Below are 19,230 nucleotides of genomic sequence, written 5' to 3' on the forward strand. Positions count from 1 at the left end.
GGTTAAACTGGGATTTCTTCTCGACGCAGCATTTCGCCAGCGAGCGCAAGATACGCTTTTGAGCCTGCTGAGTGTTTGTCGTAGTACATTGCCGGTTTCCCGTGGCTTGGCGCTTCAGCCAGGCGCACATTACGTGGGATCACCGTGCGATATACCTTACTACCGAAATGCTTTTTCAGTTGATCGGATACTTCATTGGAAAGGCGGTTGCGCGGGTCGTACATGGTACGCAGTAACCCCTCAATTTTGAGGTTCTCATTCACCACCGCAGCCAACTTACTAATGGTATCCATAAGCGCAGTTAAACCTTCTAATGCAAAATATTCACATTGCATTGGCACTAAAACGGAATCCGCCGCAGCCATGGCATTGATTGTAAGAAGGTTTAAAGAAGGAGGACAATCAATAAAGATGAAATCATAGTTATCACGAACTGCGGCTAAGGCGTTCTTTAAACGCACTTCGCGAGCAAACACTTCCATCAGTTTTATTTCAGCGGCAGTAACATCACCGTTGGCCGCAATCAGGTCATATTTACCAGTGGTAGTGGTACAGACCACCTGATCAAACGGAGTATCTTCCACCAACAGTTCGTAGGCGGTGGCATCCACCATGTACTTGTCGACGCCACTGGCCATCGTAGCGTTTCCTTGCGGATCAAGGTCGATAACCAGAACTTTGCGTTTGGTGGCAGCCATGGAGGCCGCTAAATTCACACAGGTAGTCGTTTTTCCGACTCCGCCTTTCTGATTGGCAATGGCTACGATTTTACCCACGATGACCTCGCTATTATTCCTTGCGCGATAAGATTACAAGATGGCGATCACCTTCTAACTCGGGAACTGTCAAAGATATGATCTCTGTCACGCAGCACCAGTCAGGAAGCTGATCAATTTCATCTTTCGGGTGTTGTCCCTTCAATGCGAGGAAAACACCGTGATCGGTTTTCGGCAGATGATGACACCACTCCACCATATCTGTCATTGAAGCAAATGCACGACTTAGAACACCATCAAAATTTTCGTCTGGTTGAAACGCTTCGACGCGACTTTGAACCGGGGTCACATTATGAATACCAAGTTCATGCACCACTTGCTTCAAAAAGCGGATACGTTTGCCAAGGCTATCAAGCAAAAAGAAGCTTTTGTCGGGATTCATGATGGCCAGAGGTATCCCGGGCAACCCTGGCCCGGTACCGACATCAATAAAACGTTCGCCACGCAGATGAGGTGACACCACGATGCTATCAAGAATATGTTTCACTAGCATCTCAAGCGGATCGCGCACAGAGGTTAAGTTGTAAGCTTTGTTCCATTTATGGAGCAACTCAACGTAACCGACCAGTTGCTGACGCTGTTTATCCGACACCTCTAACGACGTTTGGGCGATCAAGGCATCAAGCTTGGCGCGCAGTGCACTCATAGTTGCTCTTCTCCCACTTTCAACATGCCGATCTTCTTCAAATGCACCAGCAAAATTGAAATCGCCGCAGGAGTGATACCCGAAATACGCGAGGCGATGCCAATGGTTTCAGGCTTAGCATTATTGAGCTTGAGCACCACTTCGTTTGACAGCCCTTTGACTTCTTTGTAATCCAAATCGCTTGGCAACTTGGTGTGCTCGTAGCGCAATGATTTTTCTACTTCATCCTGCTGACGCTGAATGTAGCCTTCGTATTTCACTTGGATTTCAACCTGTTCTGCCGCTTCACGGTCATCCATGGCAGGGGCAAACGCAGGTAAGGAAGTCAGCAGGTCGTAGCTCATTTCTGGGCGACGTAGCAGATCTTCACCGCTCGCTTCACGCGACATGGGCGTCTTGAGCAATGCATTGAGCTGATCCACGCCTGACGAGTTCGGATTCATCCACGTCTCTTTGAGGCGCTGACGCTCAAGCTGCATGTTTTCCATTTTCTGGTTAAAACGCGCCCAGCGCGCATCGCTAATCAGGCCAAGTTCACGCGCTTTCTCGGTCAAACGCAGGTCTGCATTGTCTTCACGCAGCAGCAGACGGTATTCGGCTCGAGAGGTAAACATGCGGTAGGGCTCTTTGGTGCCCATGGTCGAGAGATCGTCGATGAGCACCCCCATGTAGGCTTGATCGCGACGTGGGCTCCAGCCCTCTTTCTCTTGGCTAAATAGGCTAGCATTGAGGCCAGCCATCAAACCTTGCGCCGCCGCTTCTTCGTAGCCAGTGGTGCCGTTGATCTGGCCAGCAAAGAACAAGCCTTGAATAAATTTTGTTTCGTAAGTCTGTTTGAGGTCTCGCGGATCAAAGAAATCGTATTCGATCGCGTAGCCCGGACGAACGATTTGGGCGTTCTCAAACCCTTTCATCGAGCGGACAATTTGTACTTGAACATCAAACGGCAGACTGGTCGAGATGCCATTTGGATACAGTTCCGTGGTGGTTAGTCCTTCAGGCTCGATAAAAATCTGATGGCTGTTCTTGTCAGCAAAACGCATCACCTTATCTTCGATCGACGGGCAGTAACGAGGCCCGATCCCTTCAATCACGCCAGCGTACATTGGGCTACGATCAAGGTTATTACGGATCACATCATGCGTCTGTTCGTTAGTGTGGGTAATAAAACACGGGATCTGACGTGGGTGCTGCGTGCGATTGCCCATGAAAGAGAACACGGGCGTCGGGTTGTCGCCATGTTGCACTTCAAGCTGTGAAAAATCGACACTGCGCGCATCGATGCGTGGTGGAGTGCCAGTTTTTAGACGATCGACACGGAAAGGCAGCTCGCGTAAACGATCCGCCAAGGCGATCGACGGTGGATCTCCAGCTCGGCCACCCGAGAAATTCTCAAGACCAATGTGGATCTTACCCCCGAGGAAGGTGCCGACGGTCAACACCACTGCTTTAGCGCGGAATTTGAGCCCCATCTGGGTAACCACACCGCAGACACGATCGTTTTCCACCATCAGATCATCGGCAGCTTGTTGGAACAGGGTCAGATTAGGCGTGTTTTCCAATGCATGACGCACATAGGCTTTGTATAAAGCACGGTCCGCTTGTGCACGCGTTGCTCGTACAGCCGGCCCTTTTGAGGCATTTAGGGTGCGAAATTGAATACCTGCGTGATCAATAGCCTCAGCCATCAAACCGCCCATCGCATCCACTTCTTTCACCAGATGACCTTTACCGATACCCCCAATAGCAGGGTTACAAGACATCTGCCCCAAAGTATCAATATTGTGAGTCAGCAACAGGGTTTTCTGCCCTGTGCGAGCTGATGTGAGTGCGGCTTCCGTTCCTGCGTGTCCGCCACCGACAACAATGACGTCAAAGTTTTCGTGATAAAGCATGAACCGACCTCAGGTATTCAAAAGATTCAATCGAGAAAATAAAAGAGCGGTATTCTACCTTCTTTATCAGTGAGTGAAAATTGTTTTCTCTCTTAGCGCGGATCAAAGTGAAGACTAAATATATATAAAGATCTTTATATAGGATCTTTTACTGGATCTATTATTAGGATCCTACCCACCTGTGGATAAGCGGGAAATGATCAATAAGATCATGGATCTTTTTTAGATCATATCGTGTGATCATGATTTGATCAGCATGAGGATTAGCTGGGATCAAAATCGATAGTTATACACAGCCCATCGCGAGTGGATAAGTTGTTATTGGGATAACTATAGGAAGATCACTGGATTTGTCTATGTTTATCCACAGGTGGTTTGTATGAGAAATAAGCAGTTTAAATGGCAGGGGATGGCTCGTGGATAAAACGCCTGCCGTCACAGCAGGCGAGAAAGAACTGGGTGAGATGGTTTAACTCAACAGAGGCAAGTGACTTTTCAGCCAGTTTTCCGCAGCGTCTTCTGGAACGGTATGTTCTAGCACATCAATAGTGAGGCATTCAGTAATTGGGGTTGCCCCAATGTCTTGCAGCAGATGATGGGCGTGTTGGCCGGCGGCGCAGAAGGTGTCGTAACTCGAATCACCAATCGCGATCACCGCGTAGCGCACCTCACTCATTTTGGGAGGCGTATTCTGCAGAGCTGCAATAAAGGGTTGGATATTGTCTGGGTATTCGCCCGCACCATGGGTGGAGGTGATGATCAACCAAATGCCTTGATTGGCGATCTCGTTTAACTCAGGTTGGTTGTGGATGGTGGTTTCCAATCCTTCGGCATTGAGGAGATCACTTAAGTGATCTCCAACATATTCGGCCCCACCTAAGGTGCTGCCTGTAATAATGTGGATCATAGATCTTCCTTTAAACGGTTTGCATTCGTTATCGAGTCTATGATGCGCGATTTCCTCCAAGAGAGGAAGTGTCGGCTTTAAAAAGGCAGCCGCGTCAATGAGATGGTTTATGCCAGTGTTTACAGGTATTGAAAAAGCAGCCCGGAGGCTGCTTTGCAACAAGTCGATTATTTGCCAATACAAAACGAGGAGAAGATTCGGCCGAGCAAATCGTCAGAGCTGAACTCACCGGTAATCTCGTTTAAATGCTGCTGAGCGATGCGTAGCTCTTCCGCGAGGATTTCCCCGGCCATGTAGCCTTCAAGCTGCTCTTGGCCGATTTGCAGGTGCTCTGCGGCGCGTTGCAACGCATCGAGGTGGCGGCGGCGGGCCATAAAGCCCCCTTCGCTCTGGCCAGAAAAGCCCATGCACTCTTTCAAGTGCTTTCTCAGCGCATCAACCCCTTGACCTGTTTTGGCAGAAAGGCGGATCAAGGTCGGGTTACTAACATGGCAGATCCCAAGTTCTTCTTGGGTTTGATCGGCTTTATTACGGATCACCGTGATGCCGATGCTGCTGGGCAGGCGGTCAACAAAATCGGGCCAGATTTCTTGAGGATCAGTCGCTTCGGTGGTGGTGCCATCGACCATAAACAGCACGCGATCAGCTTGACGAATTTCATCCCACGCACGTTCAATACCTATTTTCTCCACTTCGTCAGATGCATCACGCAGGCCCGCGGTATCGATGATGTGCAGTGGCATGCCATCGATGTGGATGTGCTCACGCAACACGTCACGGGTGGTGCCAGCAATGTCAGTGACAATCGCGGACTCTTTACCGGAAAGTGCGTTGAGCAGACTGGATTTTCCTGCGTTTGGTCGTCCGGCTATCACCACCTTCATCCCTTCGCGCATAATTGCACCTTGGTTAGCTTCTTGGCGCACCGCATCAAGGTTATCGATGATCCCTTGCAGGTCGGCTGCGACTTTGCCGTCCGCCAAAAAATCGATCTCTTCTTCAGGAAAATCAATCGCGGCCTCAACGTAGATACGCAGATGAATCAAGGATTCGACCAAGGTGTTGATGCGTTTGGAAAACTGACCTTGCAATGAATGGAGCGCCGATTTGGCCGCCTCTTCTGAGCTGGCGTCAATCAGGTCGGCAATCGCTTCGGCTTGAGTGAGGTCCATTTTGTCGTTGAGAAAGGCGCGCTCAGAAAACTCTCCGGGTCTCGCTGGACGAAGCCCTTTGATGGTGAGAATGCGCTTAATCAGCATGTCCATCACGACCGGGCCGCCGTGGCCTTGAAACTCCACGACATCTTCGCCGGTAAACGAATGTGGGTTGGGGAAGTAGAGGACGATGCCCTGATCGAGCACGCTGCCATCTTGCGCGGTAAAAGGGAGGTACTCGGCGTAGCGCGGTTTGAGGGCCTTACCGGTCACTTCCAGCGCCACCTGAGCGGCTTTTGGCCCAGAGACGCGAATGATCCCGACACCGCCGCGACCCGGCGCAGTGGCTTGGGCAACAATCGTATCTGTTGTCATAAAGAAACCTATTTGTTTGTGGTCACAGTGACCTGAAAAAGCAGTTAGCTGAATTGTAATCAGCGAAAAACAAAAAGGCGACCTTTTGGCCGCCTTTCCTTACTCTGAGTTCACTTACTTGGTGTGTAAGCCTTTTTTCTCCAGCGCTTTGTAAATCAAAGACTGTTGGATCAGAGTGACGATGTTCGATACCAGCCAGTACAAAACCAGACCTGACGGGAACCACAGGAAGAAGAAGGTGAACATTACAGGCATGAAGGTCATGATCTTCTGCTGCATTGGGTCTGTGACTGTGGTTGGGCTCATTTTTTGGATCATGAACATTGAAGCACCCATCAGCAGTGGCAGGATGTAGTACGGGTCCTGCGCAGACAGGTCTGTGATCCAACCAAAGAAAGGTGAGTGGCGCAGTTCAACCGATTCCATCAGCGACCAGTACAGAGCAATAAAGATTGGCATCTGCAGTACTAGTGGTAGACAGCCACCCAGTGGGTTCACTTTCTCTTTCTTGTACAGCTCCATCATCTCTTGGCTCATGCGTTGGCGGTCATCGCCGATACGCTCACGCATTGCTTGCAGTTTAGGTTGCAGCATGCGCATTTTCGCCATTGAGGTGTATTGCGCTTTGGTCAGCGGGTACATGGCGCCACGGACAATGAAGGTCAAGCAGATGATGGCCACCCCCCAGTTGCTGACAAAGCTTTGAATAAACGACAGCAGCATGTGCAGTGGCTTGGCGATAAACCATAGCCAGCCATAGTCTACAACCAGATCAAGGTTTGGCGCGGTGGCAGCCATCTGATCTTGCAGTTTAGGGCCAGTCCATAAGGTGGCGCTGAAATGCGCTTTTTCGCCGTTGGCAATGGTTTTGTTTGGCATACGTACGCCAATGTCGCCCATGTTGCCAATCACGCGAGTGTAAAGGTTAGTGCCTGGTTCGTTACGAGGGATCCACGCGGCAGCAAAGTAGTGCTGGATCATCGCCGCCCAGCCTTCGCCATTTGGCAGGTTAACAGACAGGTTGCGATCTTGCATGTCGTCGAAGCTGTACTTCTTGTAGCGAGTCTCTTCGCTTGAGTAGGCACCGCCACGGTAAGTTGGCATGGTAATGCTGCCGCCCGCGTCCATCAGATTTTGACGCAAATGCGCGTACATACCGAAAGTGGCGTTGTTGCCAGAGTTGTTCACCACGTCAAACTCAACGTCCACCGCGTAGCTGTTGCGTTTTAGCACGAACGTTTTGGTGTATTGCAGACCATTGGCTTCATAGCTCATTGGAATGCGTAGCTCGTCTTGACCGTCAGCCAGCGCAAAGCTCTCCGCACTGACTTGATATTGAGGACGGTTGCTGCTGCTCAAATCGATCCCTTGTGGGCCGACTAAGCCGCTTTGAGCGATAAATTGATGACCTTGAATGTCCTTCAACAGCACAAAGGCGTCAGGAGAATTCTGCTCAGCCGCATACTGGTTCAGTTCTGCGGTTACCACATCACCACCCACTGTGTCGATTGACAGAGTCAGGACATCCGTCGTCACTGTGATGAGTTTGGCCGATGCCTGTTGAGCCGGAGACGGGTCCAGTTCATCAGCAAAAGATGGTGCAGGTAGCGCACTGCTTGATTGAGCCTGAGTAGCCGCTTGTGGTGCTGGATTCTTTGCTACTTGCCACTGTTGGAACAGCAGGAAAGAAACCAATGCCAGAGCGATTAACAGGATATTGCGTTGAGAATCCATCGTTATTTATCTCTGTCTTGTTTTTGGACTGGTGGAACGGGGTCATACCCCCCTTCGTTCAAAGGGTGGCATTTTAATAGACGTTTGCCTGATAACCAACATCCTTTTACCAAACCGTGAGCTTTCAACGCTTCTATCGCATAGGTTGAACAGGTTGGAGTAAAACGACAGCGTGGTCCGAGAAGAGGACTGATGAGACCTTGATAAAGACGGACGAGTCCGATCGCTAACCACGTGAAGGGCGAGACAGGCGATGCCATAGCTTATCAAACAACTTAAACAGTTCTTCATTGCTCAAATCTTGCGCGCTTTTCTTGGCAATCACAACAAAATCTTTATTGGGAAGCTGATGTTGTGTGTTACGAAAACTTTCACGAGCGATGCGTTTGAAGCGGTTGCGACCAACGGCAGTTTTAATTTGCTTTTTGGGAACAGCCAAGCCTAAACGAGGATGAGAAAGGTTATTATCGCGAGCAATGATAGTGAAATGAGGAGAGCCAGCCCGGTGAGCTTGCTGAAAGACGTTTTGATAATGCTCGGGAGTTAACAAACGTAACTCCCGATTGAACGCGTACGTATTCAAAATAAGCTAGTGATTATTTTGACAGGCGCGCACGGCCTTTCGCACGACGTGCATTGATTACTTTACGACCGTTCTTAGTCGCCATGCGAGCACGGAAGCCGTGAGTACGCTTGCGCTTCAGAACTGAAGGTTGAAAAGTGCGTTTAGTAGCCATTGTAATTACCTTACTGATCAGTAGTTTTAGGTTCTTGTTAAACCCGGCGTGGGCATTGTGCTTTCTTTATATAAAGAAGCTCTTTATTAAAGAAGAATAACCGACGCCTCTCAACAAAGAGGCGGAATTGTAATCACAGTCACACAAAGTGTCAATCTTTGCAGGGCTGTAAAAAAATCCGCCGGGGGATTATACGGAGTGTGAGTAAAATCTCAAGGATCTCGCGATCTTTGTCGGGATCTTTACCGCTCTCCAACTTGGCGAAGGAATTTTTGCAGTCGAGGATCTTGTGGATTATCGAAGATATCCTGTGGAGATCCTTGTTCAACAATGTTTCCTTCGGCCATAAAGATCACTCGGTCGGCGACCTCTTTGGCAAATTGCATCTCATGCGTCACCACCAGCATGGTTTGATGTTGCGTGGCGAGTTTTTTCATCAGCGCCAGTACTTCGCCGACCCATTCTGGGTCGAGCGCTGAAGTCGGCTCATCGAAGAGCAGCAGTTCAGGTTGCTGTGCCATGGCGCGGCCAATGCCGACGCGTTGTTGCTGACCGCCGGAGAGCGCGGCTGGGTAGCTGTCACCTTTGTCGCCAAGGCCGATGTCGTCCAAAATTTGCTGCGCGCGCTTGAGGGCATCGGCTTTCTTCCAGCCACGTACCGTCACTAGGCCTTCGGCAATGTTTTGTCGCGCAGTCAGATGGGCAAACAGCGCGTAGTTTTGAAACACAAACCCCGTGCGGCGGCGCAGCGCTAATACTTCGGCTTTGCTGTGATTTTGCGTGTCGACACGGATGTCATCAATGGTAATGGTGCCTTGATCGGCTTGCTCAAGAAAGTTAACGCAGCGCAATAAGGTCGATTTCCCAGTGCCGCTTGAACCGATGATGACGATGATCTCGCCTTGCTCAATCTCAATGTCGATCCCTTTCAAGACTTCGCTGTCGCCGTAGCGTTTATGAATGTTGCTCAGTTTAATCATCGTACGTACGCCTTATTCAGTTTGGCTTCGGCCCAAGTTTGCACGCGGGTGAGAATCAACACCACGCCCCAATAAATCAGTGCCACCGCGAGGAAGGCCTCAAAAAAGCGGAAACTGGACGACGCTTCCATCTGCGCTTTGGCCATGATTTCGGCCACGCCTAAAGTAAACGCCAGCGAGGTGGATTTGATCATGTCGATAAAGTAATTCATCAAGGAAGGCAGGGCTACGCGGGTCGCTTGTGGCAGGATGACGCGGCGCATCGCTTGGCTGGTGGTCATGCCGACCGACAAGCTCGCTTCCATCTGGCTCCGGTCGATGCCGATGATGGCGGCGCGGATGCTTTCCGCCATGTATGCGGCGAAGTGCAGCGTTAAACCGATCACGGCGGCGGAAAAGGCATCGATGCCCACCAGCAGAGGAAAGACTTGCGGCAAACCGTAATAAAGCAGGAACAGTTGCACCAACAGTGGGGTGCCACGGAAAAAGCTGATGTACAGTTGGCTAAGCTGATCCAACACCGGAACACGGAAGACGCGCAGATTGGCCAGTACCACGGCAAGGATCAGAGAGAAGACTAATCCCCACGCGGCCATCTCCATCGTCGTACCGAGGTACTTGAGCAGGATCGGCAATAGCTCGAGCATATAGTTAAAATCAAATCCCATATCACTTACCTTTAAAGACGAGAAAAGGTGGAATACGCGCTTCCACCTTGAGTAAAAAACAGAGTTATCGAGTGTGCGTGCACTTACTTAGTGATATCAGCACCAAACCACTTCAGAGAAATTTTCTCTACCGTACCGTCGGCACGCATCGCCGCGAGAGCTTGGTTTACTTCGCCTTGCAGCTTAGCTCCGCGCTCATTATTCACAAACGGCCACGCATTGGCGATGGTTTCAAACGGCTGACCTGCCAATTGTAGCGGAAGGCCAGTTTTTTTGATCAGTTCCAGCGCAGACAAACGGTCCATGACAAACGCATCGGCACGGCCGAGCGCCACATCATGCTCAATGCCCGTTTCGTAGGTTTTCACCTTGATTTTGCCATCTTTGTCATAGCTGCGCAGCAACTGCTCAAAATTCGAGCCAAGGTTGACCGCGACGGTTTTGCCTGCGAGATCGTCAATGCCTTGAATGCTGTCGTTGCCTTTACGCACCGTGATTTGCGCGCCATCGATCACATACGGGTCAGCAAACAGGTATTTCGCCTTACGTGCTTCCGTGATGGTGATCTGGTTGGAGATGGTATCAATGCGTCCGGTCTCTAGCAAACCAAACAGACCTGAGAAGTTTGCCGTCACGTACTCGATTTGGTAGCCATTGCGTTTACCGATCTCATCCCACATGTCGACTTCAAACCCTTGCAGCTTATCTTTCTGTACAAAAGTAAATGGGAAATAACGGCCAGACATCCCCACTTTTACTACCTCTTGCGCGAGAGCTTGGGTGGTCGCGGCAGACAGAGCAATGGCAGCAATACTTGCTTTAATCCAGTTTTTCATTTTGTGACTCCTCAGAATTATAGGACGTGATGTTAATGTGAATTGTCTCATTAGAATAAATAACAAGTTGTTATGATTCATAACCAGATGGTAGCGCGCTTGGGTGGTTCTGGGGATAAATGGCGAAGATCCTGGGAAAAGTGGATCCTTATGTGGGTAAAGCGCGGGCAAGGTGTGATGATCTCGCAAAATCTGTCGAAAATATTGTGAATAACTTGGATCTTATTCACTGGATCCTCGATCAATCGCTGGCGATCTCGGTTATCAACAGGTAAAATTGCCAATCTTTTCCGATCATTTCTTACATCCGTGGGGGCACCGTGTCATCTTCGCTTTGGTTGCAATGTATGCAGCGGCTTCAAGAAGAGCTACCAGCTACAGAATTCAGCATGTGGGTCCGTCCGTTACAAGCGGAGCTCAATGGCAACACGCTCACCTTGTTTGCTCCTAACCGCTTCGTACTTGACTGGGTGCGTGATAAATACCTCAACAGCATCAATCGACTGCTGCAGGAATATTGCGGTCATGACATTCCCAATCTGCGTTTTGAGATCGGTAGCCGGCCCGTGGCCGCGCCAAAGCCTGCGCCCACCCGTACACCAGCCGATGTGGCGGCGGAGTCGTCGGCTCCCGCACAACTGCACGCCCGCAAACCCGTGCATAAAACGTGGGACGATGATGCCCAAGCGATTGCGGACATCAACCACCGCTCCAACGTTAACCCGAAACACAAGTTCAATAACTTTGTTGAAGGTAAATCAAACCAATTGGGTTTGGCTGCGGCGCGTCAGGTGGCGGATAACCCAGGCGGTGCCTACAACCCCCTCTTTTTATACGGTGGAACGGGTTTAGGTAAAACCCACTTGTTGCACGCGGTCGGCAATGCCATTGTGGATAACAAGCCCAACGCGAAAGTGGTGTACATGCACTCAGAGCGTTTTGTGCAAGACATGGTTAAAGCGCTGCAAAACAACGCGATTGAAGAATTCAAACGTTACTACCGCAGCGTCGATGCACTGCTTATCGATGACATCCAATTCTTTGCCAACAAAGAGCGTTCACAAGAAGAGTTCTTCCACACCTTTAACGCACTTTTAGAAGGTAACCAACAGATCATCCTCACCTCAGACCGCTATCCGAAAGAGATCAGTGGCGTCGAGGATCGTCTGAAATCACGCTTTGGTTGGGGCTTGACCGTGGCGATAGAGCCGCCGGAGTTGGAAACCCGTGTGGCGATCTTGATGAAGAAAGCCGAAGATCACCAAATCCATCTTGCTGATGAAGTGGCTTTCTTTATCGCCAAACGTCTGCGCTCCAACGTGCGTGAACTTGAAGGTGCACTCAATCGCGTGATTGCCAATGCGAATTTTACTGGCCGCCCAATTACCATTGATTTTGTGCGTGAAGCGCTGCGCGATTTGTTGGCGCTGCAAGAGAAGCTCGTCACCATCGACAACATTCAAAAGACCGTCGCGGAATACTACAAAATCAAAGTGGCGGATCTGCTCTCGAAACGCCGTTCCCGCTCCGTTGCGCGCCCGCGTCAACTGGCGATGGCGCTGGCGAAAGAGCTCACCAACCACAGCCTGCCGGAAATCGGCGATGCGTTTGGCGGCCGTGACCACACCACGGTTTTGCATGCCTGCCGTAAAATTGAGCAGCTACGTGAAGAGAGCCACGACATTAAAGAAGATTACTCGAACTTGATTCGCACCTTGTCGTCCTAATCGGTTAAAATGGCAGAATTCTAAGCAAATCCCAATTTGAGCTGACAGCGTAAAGAGCCAAGCATGAAATTTACCATTGAACGTAGTCATTTTATTAAACCGCTGCAACAGGTCTCCGGTGCTCTGGGTGGCCGTCCTACTTTGCCTATTTTGGGTAACTTGTTAATCAAGGTCGACAACGGTCAGTTGTCGATGACCGCGACGGATTTGGAAGTCGAACTGATTAGCCGCGTCACCTTGGAAGGGGAGTTTGAAGCGGGCAGCATTACGGTGCCCTCGCGTAAATTTCTCGATATTTGCCGCGGTTTGCCCGATGACGCGCGAATTACCTTTGTCCTTGAAGGCGATCGCGTGCAATTGCGCTCAGGCCGCAGCCGCTTCTCGCTGGCAACGTTGCCGGCCAACGATTTCCCGAATATTGAAGATTGGCAAAGTGACGTTGAAGTGTCGCTGACGCAAGGTGAACTGCGCGCACTGATTGAGAAGACGCAGTTCTCTATGGCGAACCAAGATGTGCGCTACTACCTCAACGGCATGCTGTTTGAAATAGATGGCACCACCCTGCGCAGCGTGGCGACCGACGGGCACCGAATGGCGGTCTCGCAAGTTGCACTCGGCGCAGATTTCGCGCAAAAACAGATCATTGTGCCGCGCAAAGGGGTGCAAGAGTTGGTTAAATTGCTCGATGCGCCAGAACAGCCTGTGATGCTGCAAATCGGCAGCTCCAACCTGCGCGCTGAAGTCAATAACTTTGTCTTCACCTCTAAACTGGTGGATGGCCGTTTCCCGGATTATCGTCGCGTTATGCCGCAGCACACCACAAAAACGCTTGAAGCAAGCTGTGACGAGCTGCGTCAATCGTTCGCGCGTGCGGCGATTTTGTCGAATGAAAAATTCCGTGGCGTACGGGTGAATTTAGCGGGCAGTGACATGCGCATTACCGCCAATAACCCGGAGCAGGAAGAAGCAGAAGAGATGCTGGATGTCTCTTTTGAAGGCGAAGCGATTGAAATTGGCTTTAACGTCAGTTACGTGCTGGATGTGCTCAATACACTGCGCTGTGACAAAGTGCGTATTTCGATGTCGGATGCCAACGCCAGTGCGCTGATTGAAAATGTCGACGACGACAGCGCTATGTACGTCGTGATGCCGATCCGCCTGTAAGCTGATTGAATGCCGCTTTCTCGTCTGATTATTCAGCAATTTCGTAATATCAAAGCCTGTGACATCGCCTTGTCACCAGGCTTTAACTTTCTTATCGGCCCCAATGGCAGCGGTAAAACCAGTGTGCTAGAAGCGGTCTACTTATTGGGACATGGCCGCTCGTTTCGCAGCGCGCTGACTGGTCGAGTGATTCAAAACGAGTGTGACCAACTGTTTGTTCATGGTCGTTTTTTGAACTCGGATCAATTTGAGCTACCCGTTGGCATTAATAAGCAGCGCGATGGTACAACTGAGGTTAAAATAGGCGGTCAGTCTGGGCAAAAGCTCGCTCAGTTGGCGCAGGTTCTGCCATTGCAACTGATTCATCCTGAAGGGTTTGATCTGTTGACCGATGGGCCGAAACATCGCCGCGCTTTTATCGATTGGGGCGTGTTTCATAGCGAAGCGGCCTTTTTTGATGCTTGGGGTCGCTTTAAGCGTCTCAACAAGCAGCGTAATGCCCTGCTCAAAACGGCCAGAAGCTACCGCGAACTCAGTTATTGGGATCAAGAAATGGCACGTTTGGCGGAGCAGATAAGCCAGTGGCGTGAGCATTATGTCGAGCAGATGCAAAGCAAAGCCGAGCAACTGTGTCGCGATTTTTTGCCAGAGTTTGATATTCAGCTGAAGTACTATCGCGGTTGGGACAAAGAGACGCCTTATCAGCAGATCCTCGAGAAAAACTTCGAACGGGATCAGGCGCTTGGCTATACCTTCAGTGGGCCGAATAAAGCGGATTTACGCATCAAAGTGAATGGCACGCCGGTGGAAGATGTGCTGTCACGTGGTCAACTGAAACTCATGGTGTGCGCACTGCGTTTAGCGCAGGGGCAGCACCTAACGGAAATGACCGGTAAGCAATGCATCTATCTGATAGATGATTTTGCGTCAGAATTAGACAGTCAACGTCGCAAGCGTTTGGCAGATTGCCTGAAAGCGACGGGGGCTCAAGTTTTTGTAAGCTCAATTACCGAAAACCAGATCGCGGACATGCGAGATGAGGCAGGGAAACTGTTCCATGTGGATCAGGGTGTGATTGAGCAAGGATAAATAATGAGAGAGTAACTCATGTCGAATAATTACGATTCATCAAGTATTAAGGTACTGAAGGGTCTGGATGCGGTTCGTAAGCGTCCGGGTATGTACATCGGTGACACCGATGATGGCACCGGTCTGCACCACATGGTTTTCGAGGTGGTGGACAACTCAATTGATGAAGCATTGGCAGGTCACTGTAAAGACATCGTAGTCACGATTCATGAGGATAATTCGGTTTCTGTCAGCGATGACGGTCGTGGTATTCCGACCGAACTGCACCCTGAAGAGAAAGTGTCTGCGGCAGAAGTCATCATGACTGTACTGCACGCCGGCGGTAAATTTGACGACAACTCCTATAAAGTCTCCGGTGGTCTGCACGGTGTGGGCGTGTCGGTAGTCAACGCGCTGTCTGAAAAGGTGCTGCTGACCATTTACCGTGGCGGCCATATTCATACACAAACTTACCATCATGGTGTGCCGCAAGCGCCGCTGGCGGTGGTTGGTGAGAGCGAAAAAACCGGTACCACGGTGCGTTTCTGGCCAAGCGCTGAAACCTTCACCAACATCGAATTCCACTACGAAATTCTCGCCAAGCGCCTGCGTGAACTCTCTTTCCTTAACTCGGGCGTGTCGATCAAACTGCTGGACGAGCGCGAAGAAGATAAGAAAGACCACTTCATGTACGAAGGCGGTATTCAAGCGTTTGTCACTCACCTCAACCGCAACAAAACACCCATCCATGAAAAAGTGTTCCATTTCAACATGGAACGTGAAGACGGTATTTCGGTGGAAGTGGCGATGCAATGGAACGATGGTTTCCAAGAAAACATCTACTGTTTTACCAACAATATTCCGCAGCGCGATGGCGGTACCCACTTGGCGGGTTTCCGTGGTGCGTTGACTCGCACCCTGAATAGCTACATGGACAAAGAAGGCTTCTCGAAGAAAGCGCAAGCGGCAACGTCGGGTGATGATGCGCGTGAAGGTTTAACCGCCGTGGTATCGGTGAAAGTACCCGATCCAAAATTCTCCAGCCAAACCAAAGACAAACTGGTTTCTTCTGAAGTGAAATCAGCGGTTGAATCAGCCATGAATGAGAAACTGGCTGACTTCTTAGCGGAAAACCCAAGCGAAGCAAAACAAGTCTGTTCGAAAATCATCGATGCAGCGCGTGCCCGTGAAGCGGCGCGTAAAGCGCGCGAGATGACTCGCCGTAAAGGCGCGTTAGATTTAGCTGGTCTGCCGGGCAAACTGGCGGATTGTCAGGAAAAAGATCCAGCGTTGTCTGAACTCTACATAGTGGAGGGTGACTCTGCGGGCGGTTCCGCCAAGCAGGGCCGTAACCGTAAGAACCAAGCCATCCTGCCGCTAAAAGGTAAGATCCTCAACGTAGAGAAAGCACGTTTCGACAAGATGCTCTCTTCGCAGGAAGTAGCGACCCTCATCACTGCTCTAGGCTGTGGTATCGGCCGCGACGAGTACAACCCAGATAAACTGCGTTACCACAACATCATCATCATGACCGATGCGGACGTCGATGGTTCGCACATCCGTACGCTGCTGTTGACCTTCTTCTATCGTCAAATGCCTGAGCTGATTGAGCGTGGTTATGTCTACATTGCTCAGCCACCACTGTACAAAGTGAAGAAAGGCAAGCAAGAGCAGTACATCAAAGATGAAGAGGCGATGAACCAGTATCAAATCGCTTTGGCACTGGATAACGCCGAACTGCATGTCAATACCGACGCGCCTGCGCTGGCGGGTGAGCCGCTAGAGAAGCTGGTGCAGCAGTACAATGCGGCCATCAAGCTGGTGGATCGTATGAGCCGCCGTTACCCACGTGCACTGATTCATGAATTGATTTATGTGCCACGCCTGAGTGAAGCGCAATTTAGCGATCAAGCGGCTATCTCTGCTTGGACAGCGCAGTTGGTTGAGCAGCTCAATGCGAAAGAAGTGGGCGCAAGCCAATACAGCTTTGAAGTCGAGCACGATGCAGAGCAAGATCGTTACCAGCCGAAGATTGTGGTGCGCACTCACGGTGTGATGCACAACTACCCACTAAGCGTGGATCTGATCAACTCGAAAGAGTACCAGAAGCTGGCGGAAATGGCCGAAGCTCTCGATGGTCTGATTGAAGAGGGCGCTTACGTGAAACGCGGTGAGCGTACGCAACCAGTCAGCAGCTTTGCAGCGGCGTTGGATTGGTTAATCAAAGAGTCGCGTCGTGGTCTGAGCCTGCAACGTTATAAAGGTTTGGGTGAGATGAACCCTGATCAGCTATGGGAAACCACCATGGACCCAGAAACGCGCCGTATGATGCAAGTGACCATCGAAGATGCGGTGGGTGCTGACGAGTTGTTTACCACACTGATGGGTGACCAAGTTGAGCCGCGTCGTGCGTTTATCGAAAACAACGCACTGAAAGTGGCCAACCTTGACGTCTAGTCAAGCCTCTTTTCTAGCTCAAATAAAGCGCGGGTCACATGCCCGCGCTTTTTTATGCCTGTTATTTTCTTCGTTAAAAAATTTTCTTTTTACTCTTGAAAGCGATTTTGCTCGTCCTTATATCTGTCAGTGAAGGCGCCGTAAGGGCCTTTTCCCACGACCCACATCGCTCTGTTGAGGATGAACTGGGTCAAGACTGACAACCTGTTCCACCCATGTCCCGATTGAGAGGAATGGTGTTTTGGAACTCTTCGCCCGACCATTACTGGGCAAGACTATTGCTTAAATGAAGAGGATAGAATTATGCGTAATGTAGATTTCACACCACTGTACCGCAACGCGATTGGTTTTGATCGTCTGTTGAACCTGATGGAAGCCAACGCGGCGAAAAACAGCTCAAGCGGTTACCCTCCATACAATATTGAGCAGAAAGATGAGCACAACTACCGCATCACTATGGCGGTGGCGGGCTTTGCCGAAGAGCAGCTTGATCTGACGCAAAATGAAAATCTGCTGATTGTTAAAGGCGAGCGCAAAGAGGAAGAAGGCAAAAACTACGTTTATCAAGGCATCGCAGAGCGCGACTTTGAGCGTAAGTTCCAGTTGGCCGATTACGTGAAAGTGGTGGGTGCTTCGATGGAAAATGGCCTATTGCACATCGATTTAGTGCGTGAAATTCCCGAGGCGATGCAGCCGCGTAAGATTGCTATCGGTAACGGCCAGTTGCTGGAAAACAGATAAATCTTACCCGATTGAGATGAGAAAAGAGCGCCTGTGTTGGCGCTCTTCGTTTATCGGCGAGCTCGCTACTTCTCGCTTAACCCTTGTTGGTAGGCTTTAGCCACCTCTTCGGCGATGATCGCGATGCCTTGCTGCATCTTCTCATCGTCCTGCACATAGTTCATGCGCAAACACTGATGGGCGTGCTCCCAACTCTCTTCTTGGCCGATAAAGAAATATTCTCCCGGCACAATCAATACGCCGCGTGCTTTAAGGCGTTGGTAAAGAGCCATGGTGGTGATTGGCAGTTCATCAAACCACAGCCATAAGAAAATCGCCCCTTCCGGTTTGTGGATACGAAAACGCGGATCTTGAATCGCCTCTTGCAGTAGTGCGACCGCACGCTGCGACTTATGCTGGTAAAAAGGCTTAATCACTTGTGAGCTCAGAGCCAGCAGATCGTCTTGACGGATCATATGATGGCCGAGCGCGGGGCCCATGCTGCCAGGTGCTAAGCTAATAATGCCGTTCATATTGGTCAGCGCTTGCGTTACCTCTTCGCTGGCGATGACGATGCCACAACGCACACCCGGTAGGCCAAGTTTGGAGAGGCTCATGCACAAGATGGTGTTCTCATTCCAAAATGGCTGCACATCTTCGAAGATGATGTTCGGGAACGGTAGGCCATAGGCATTGTCGATGATCAGCGGGATATTATTTTCTCGCGCGAGCTTATCCAGTTTGGCGATCTCTTCATCGGTCAACACATTGCCAGTTGGGTTAGTCGGACGCGAGGCACAAATAGCGGCAACCGAGTCATCGACTTTGAGCTGTTCGAAATCGACGTGATATTTAAATAAGCCATTGTCGAGCAGTTCAATTTCAGGGCGGTAAGAGACAAAGATATCTTCATCGATCCCCGCGTCGGCATAGCCAATGTATTCTGGGGCGAGTGGCAACAGGATTTTCTTGTGCGACCCATCGCTCTGCTTGCCAGCAAACAGATTAAACAGGTAGAAGAAACCGCTTTGGCTACCGTTGGTCAGGCTGATGTTTTTCTCGCTGATGTTCCAGCCGTAAGTCTCTTTGAGCAGTTTCGCTAAGGCTTTTACAAACACATCTTTGCCTTGCGGGCCGTCGTAATTAGCAAGGGCCGCGACCAGTTCGCCACTGGCCAGCATGTCCGCGCTGGCTTGATGAAAGTAATCGAGCATGGCTGGAATGGCCGCAGGGTTGCCGCCACCGAGCATGATGGCGCCGGGAGTGCGTAGGCCATCATTCAAATCGTCCATTAACTGGGTAATACCGGAATACTGATTAAACTTTTCACCAAACTTTGAAAACTGCATGTGTTTTTATACCTAATTCATTGTGATTGCTTTGTGT

Annotated in this window: 19 protein-coding genes; 6 read left to right on the top strand and 13 right to left on the bottom strand. The window is 50.4% G+C overall.

Annotated features, from left to right (window positions below; all coding sequences use genetic code 11):
• Positions 1-2: 2 nt before the first annotated feature.
• The 12 genes from UF06_RS02630 to UF06_RS02680 all read right to left on the bottom strand — a co-directional run bounded on the left by UF06_RS02630 (position 3) and on the right by UF06_RS02680 (position 10,708).
• Positions 3-776 (bottom strand): ParA family protein, encoded by a 774-nt coding sequence (locus UF06_RS02630; RefSeq protein WP_039422363.1) that lies wholly within the window; start codon positions 774-776, stop codon positions 3-5.
• A gap of 13 nt (positions 777-789) precedes the next feature.
• Complete coding sequence (gene rsmG / locus UF06_RS02635; protein ID WP_039440857.1) at positions 790-1,422, bottom strand: 16S rRNA (guanine(527)-N(7))-methyltransferase RsmG; 633 nt, start codon at positions 1,420-1,422, stop codon at positions 790-792.
• On the bottom strand, positions 1,419-3,317 hold the full coding sequence (gene mnmG / locus UF06_RS02640) for a tRNA uridine-5-carboxymethylaminomethyl(34) synthesis enzyme MnmG (protein ID WP_045569062.1): 1,899 nt from the start codon (positions 3,315-3,317) through the stop codon (positions 1,419-1,421). The genes rsmG and mnmG overlap by 4 nt, the downstream gene beginning before the upstream one ends.
• A gap of 469 nt (positions 3,318-3,786) precedes the next feature.
• Positions 3,787-4,224: an FMN-binding protein MioC gene (mioC, locus tag UF06_RS02645; protein WP_045569063.1), complete on the bottom strand. Its 438-nt coding sequence runs from the start codon at positions 4,222-4,224 to the stop codon at positions 3,787-3,789.
• Between the two features lie 167 nt (positions 4,225-4,391).
• Positions 4,392-5,753, bottom strand: a complete 1,362-nt coding sequence (gene mnmE, locus UF06_RS02650; protein WP_045569064.1) for a tRNA uridine-5-carboxymethylaminomethyl(34) synthesis GTPase MnmE — start codon at positions 5,751-5,753, stop codon at positions 4,392-4,394.
• Positions 5,754-5,867: 114 nt separating this feature from the next.
• A complete protein-coding gene (yidC, locus tag UF06_RS02655) occupies positions 5,868-7,487 on the bottom strand; it encodes a membrane protein insertase YidC (RefSeq protein ID WP_045569065.1) in 1,620 nt (539 codons plus the stop codon).
• Positions 7,488-7,489: 2 nt separating this feature from the next.
• Complete coding sequence (gene yidD / locus UF06_RS23470) at positions 7,490-7,747, bottom strand: membrane protein insertion efficiency factor YidD (RefSeq protein ID WP_081947004.1); 258 nt, start codon at positions 7,745-7,747, stop codon at positions 7,490-7,492.
• Positions 7,714-8,037, bottom strand: a complete 324-nt coding sequence (rnpA, locus tag UF06_RS02660) for a ribonuclease P protein component (RefSeq protein ID WP_039422349.1) — start codon at positions 8,035-8,037, stop codon at positions 7,714-7,716. Before rnpA ends, yidD begins: the two co-directional genes overlap by 34 nt.
• Positions 8,038-8,083: 46 nt before the next feature.
• Positions 8,084-8,224: a 50S ribosomal protein L34 gene (gene rpmH / locus UF06_RS02665; protein WP_011079039.1), complete on the bottom strand. Its 141-nt coding sequence runs from the start codon at positions 8,222-8,224 to the stop codon at positions 8,084-8,086.
• Positions 8,225-8,466: 242 nt separating this feature from the next.
• Complete coding sequence (locus UF06_RS02670) at positions 8,467-9,204, bottom strand: amino acid ABC transporter ATP-binding protein (protein ID WP_045569066.1); 738 nt, start codon at positions 9,202-9,204, stop codon at positions 8,467-8,469.
• On the bottom strand, positions 9,201-9,872 hold the full coding sequence (locus tag UF06_RS02675; protein WP_039422334.1) for an amino acid ABC transporter permease: 672 nt from the start codon (positions 9,870-9,872) through the stop codon (positions 9,201-9,203). The genes UF06_RS02670 and UF06_RS02675 overlap by 4 nt, the downstream gene beginning before the upstream one ends.
• A gap of 83 nt (positions 9,873-9,955) precedes the next feature.
• Positions 9,956-10,708, bottom strand: coding sequence for an amino acid ABC transporter substrate-binding protein (locus UF06_RS02680; protein ID WP_039436002.1), 753 nt, complete (start codon positions 10,706-10,708; stop codon positions 9,956-9,958).
• A gap of 119 nt (positions 10,709-10,827) precedes the next feature.
• Between UF06_RS02680 and UF06_RS26715 the strand changes: the two genes are divergently transcribed.
• The 6 genes from UF06_RS26715 to UF06_RS02705 all read left to right on the top strand — a co-directional run bounded on the left by UF06_RS26715 (position 10,828) and on the right by UF06_RS02705 (position 17,865).
• Positions 10,828-10,983 (top strand): hypothetical protein, encoded by a 156-nt coding sequence (locus UF06_RS26715; RefSeq protein ID WP_171816684.1) that lies wholly within the window; start codon positions 10,828-10,830, stop codon positions 10,981-10,983.
• A gap of 45 nt (positions 10,984-11,028) precedes the next feature.
• A complete protein-coding gene (dnaA, locus tag UF06_RS02685; protein WP_039422330.1) occupies positions 11,029-12,435 on the top strand; it encodes a chromosomal replication initiator protein DnaA in 1,407 nt (468 codons plus the stop codon).
• Positions 12,436-12,498: 63 nt separating this feature from the next.
• On the top strand, positions 12,499-13,599 hold the full coding sequence (dnaN, locus tag UF06_RS02690; RefSeq protein WP_039440820.1) for a DNA polymerase III subunit beta: 1,101 nt from the start codon (positions 12,499-12,501) through the stop codon (positions 13,597-13,599).
• 9 nt (positions 13,600-13,608) lie between these two features.
• A complete protein-coding gene (gene recF, locus UF06_RS02695; RefSeq protein WP_039422325.1) occupies positions 13,609-14,688 on the top strand; it encodes a DNA replication/repair protein RecF in 1,080 nt (359 codons plus the stop codon).
• Positions 14,689-14,706: 18 nt separating this feature from the next.
• Positions 14,707-17,124: a DNA topoisomerase (ATP-hydrolyzing) subunit B gene (gyrB, locus tag UF06_RS02700; protein ID WP_045569067.1), complete on the top strand. Its 2,418-nt coding sequence runs from the start codon at positions 14,707-14,709 to the stop codon at positions 17,122-17,124.
• 303 nt (positions 17,125-17,427) lie between these two features.
• Positions 17,428-17,865, top strand: coding sequence for an Hsp20 family protein (locus UF06_RS02705; RefSeq protein ID WP_045569068.1), 438 nt, complete (start codon positions 17,428-17,430; stop codon positions 17,863-17,865).
• A gap of 65 nt (positions 17,866-17,930) precedes the next feature.
• Here the strand turns inward: UF06_RS02705 and UF06_RS02710 are convergent, their stop codons facing one another.
• The gene (locus UF06_RS02710) at positions 17,931-19,193 is read right to left on the bottom strand and encodes a valine--pyruvate transaminase (RefSeq protein WP_045569069.1); all 1,263 of its coding nucleotides are present in this window, start codon (positions 19,191-19,193) and stop codon (positions 17,931-17,933) included.
• Between the last annotated feature and the right edge of the window lie 37 nt (positions 19,194-19,230).

This window comes from Vibrio sp. S234-5, from assembly GCF_000960595.1.
Lineage (GTDB): Bacteria > Pseudomonadota > Gammaproteobacteria > Enterobacterales > Vibrionaceae > Vibrio.

Bases quoted from the DNA above. Each gene is read 5' to 3' on its own strand.
- UF06_RS02710 (WP_045569069.1), bottom strand. From the start codon at position 19,193: ATGCAGTTTTCAAAGTTTGGTGAAAAGTTTAATCAGTATTCCGGTATT.
- mioC (WP_045569063.1), bottom strand. From the start codon at position 4,224: ATGATCCACATTATTACAGGCAGCACCTTAGGTGGGGCCGAATATGTT.
- yidD (WP_081947004.1), bottom strand. From the start codon at position 7,747: ATGGCATCGCCTGTCTCGCCCTTCACGTGGTTAGCGATCGGACTCGTC.
- UF06_RS02670 (WP_045569066.1), bottom strand. From the start codon at position 9,204: ATGATTAAACTGAGCAACATTCATAAACGCTACGGCGACAGCGAAGTC.
- rpmH (WP_011079039.1), bottom strand. From the start codon at position 8,224: ATGGCTACTAAACGCACTTTTCAACCTTCAGTTCTGAAGCGCAAGCGT.
- UF06_RS26715 (WP_171816684.1), top strand. From the start codon at position 10,828: ATGGCGAAGATCCTGGGAAAAGTGGATCCTTATGTGGGTAAAGCGCGG.
- yidC (WP_045569065.1), bottom strand. From the start codon at position 7,487: ATGGATTCTCAACGCAATATCCTGTTAATCGCTCTGGCATTGGTTTCT.
- UF06_RS02675 (WP_039422334.1), bottom strand. From the start codon at position 9,872: ATGGGATTTGATTTTAACTATATGCTCGAGCTATTGCCGATCCTGCTC.
- rsmG (WP_039440857.1), bottom strand. From the start codon at position 1,422: ATGAGTGCACTGCGCGCCAAGCTTGATGCCTTGATCGCCCAAACGTCG.
- mnmE (WP_045569064.1), bottom strand. From the start codon at position 5,753: ATGACAACAGATACGATTGTTGCCCAAGCCACTGCGCCGGGTCGCGGC.
- recF (WP_039422325.1), top strand. From the start codon at position 13,609: ATGCCGCTTTCTCGTCTGATTATTCAGCAATTTCGTAATATCAAAGCC.
- gyrB (WP_045569067.1), top strand. From the start codon at position 14,707: ATGTCGAATAATTACGATTCATCAAGTATTAAGGTACTGAAGGGTCTG.
- dnaN (WP_039440820.1), top strand. From the start codon at position 12,499: ATGAAATTTACCATTGAACGTAGTCATTTTATTAAACCGCTGCAACAG.
- UF06_RS02680 (WP_039436002.1), bottom strand. From the start codon at position 10,708: ATGAAAAACTGGATTAAAGCAAGTATTGCTGCCATTGCTCTGTCTGCC.
- mnmG (WP_045569062.1), bottom strand. From the start codon at position 3,317: ATGCTTTATCACGAAAACTTTGACGTCATTGTTGTCGGTGGCGGACAC.
- UF06_RS02705 (WP_045569068.1), top strand. From the start codon at position 17,428: ATGCGTAATGTAGATTTCACACCACTGTACCGCAACGCGATTGGTTTT.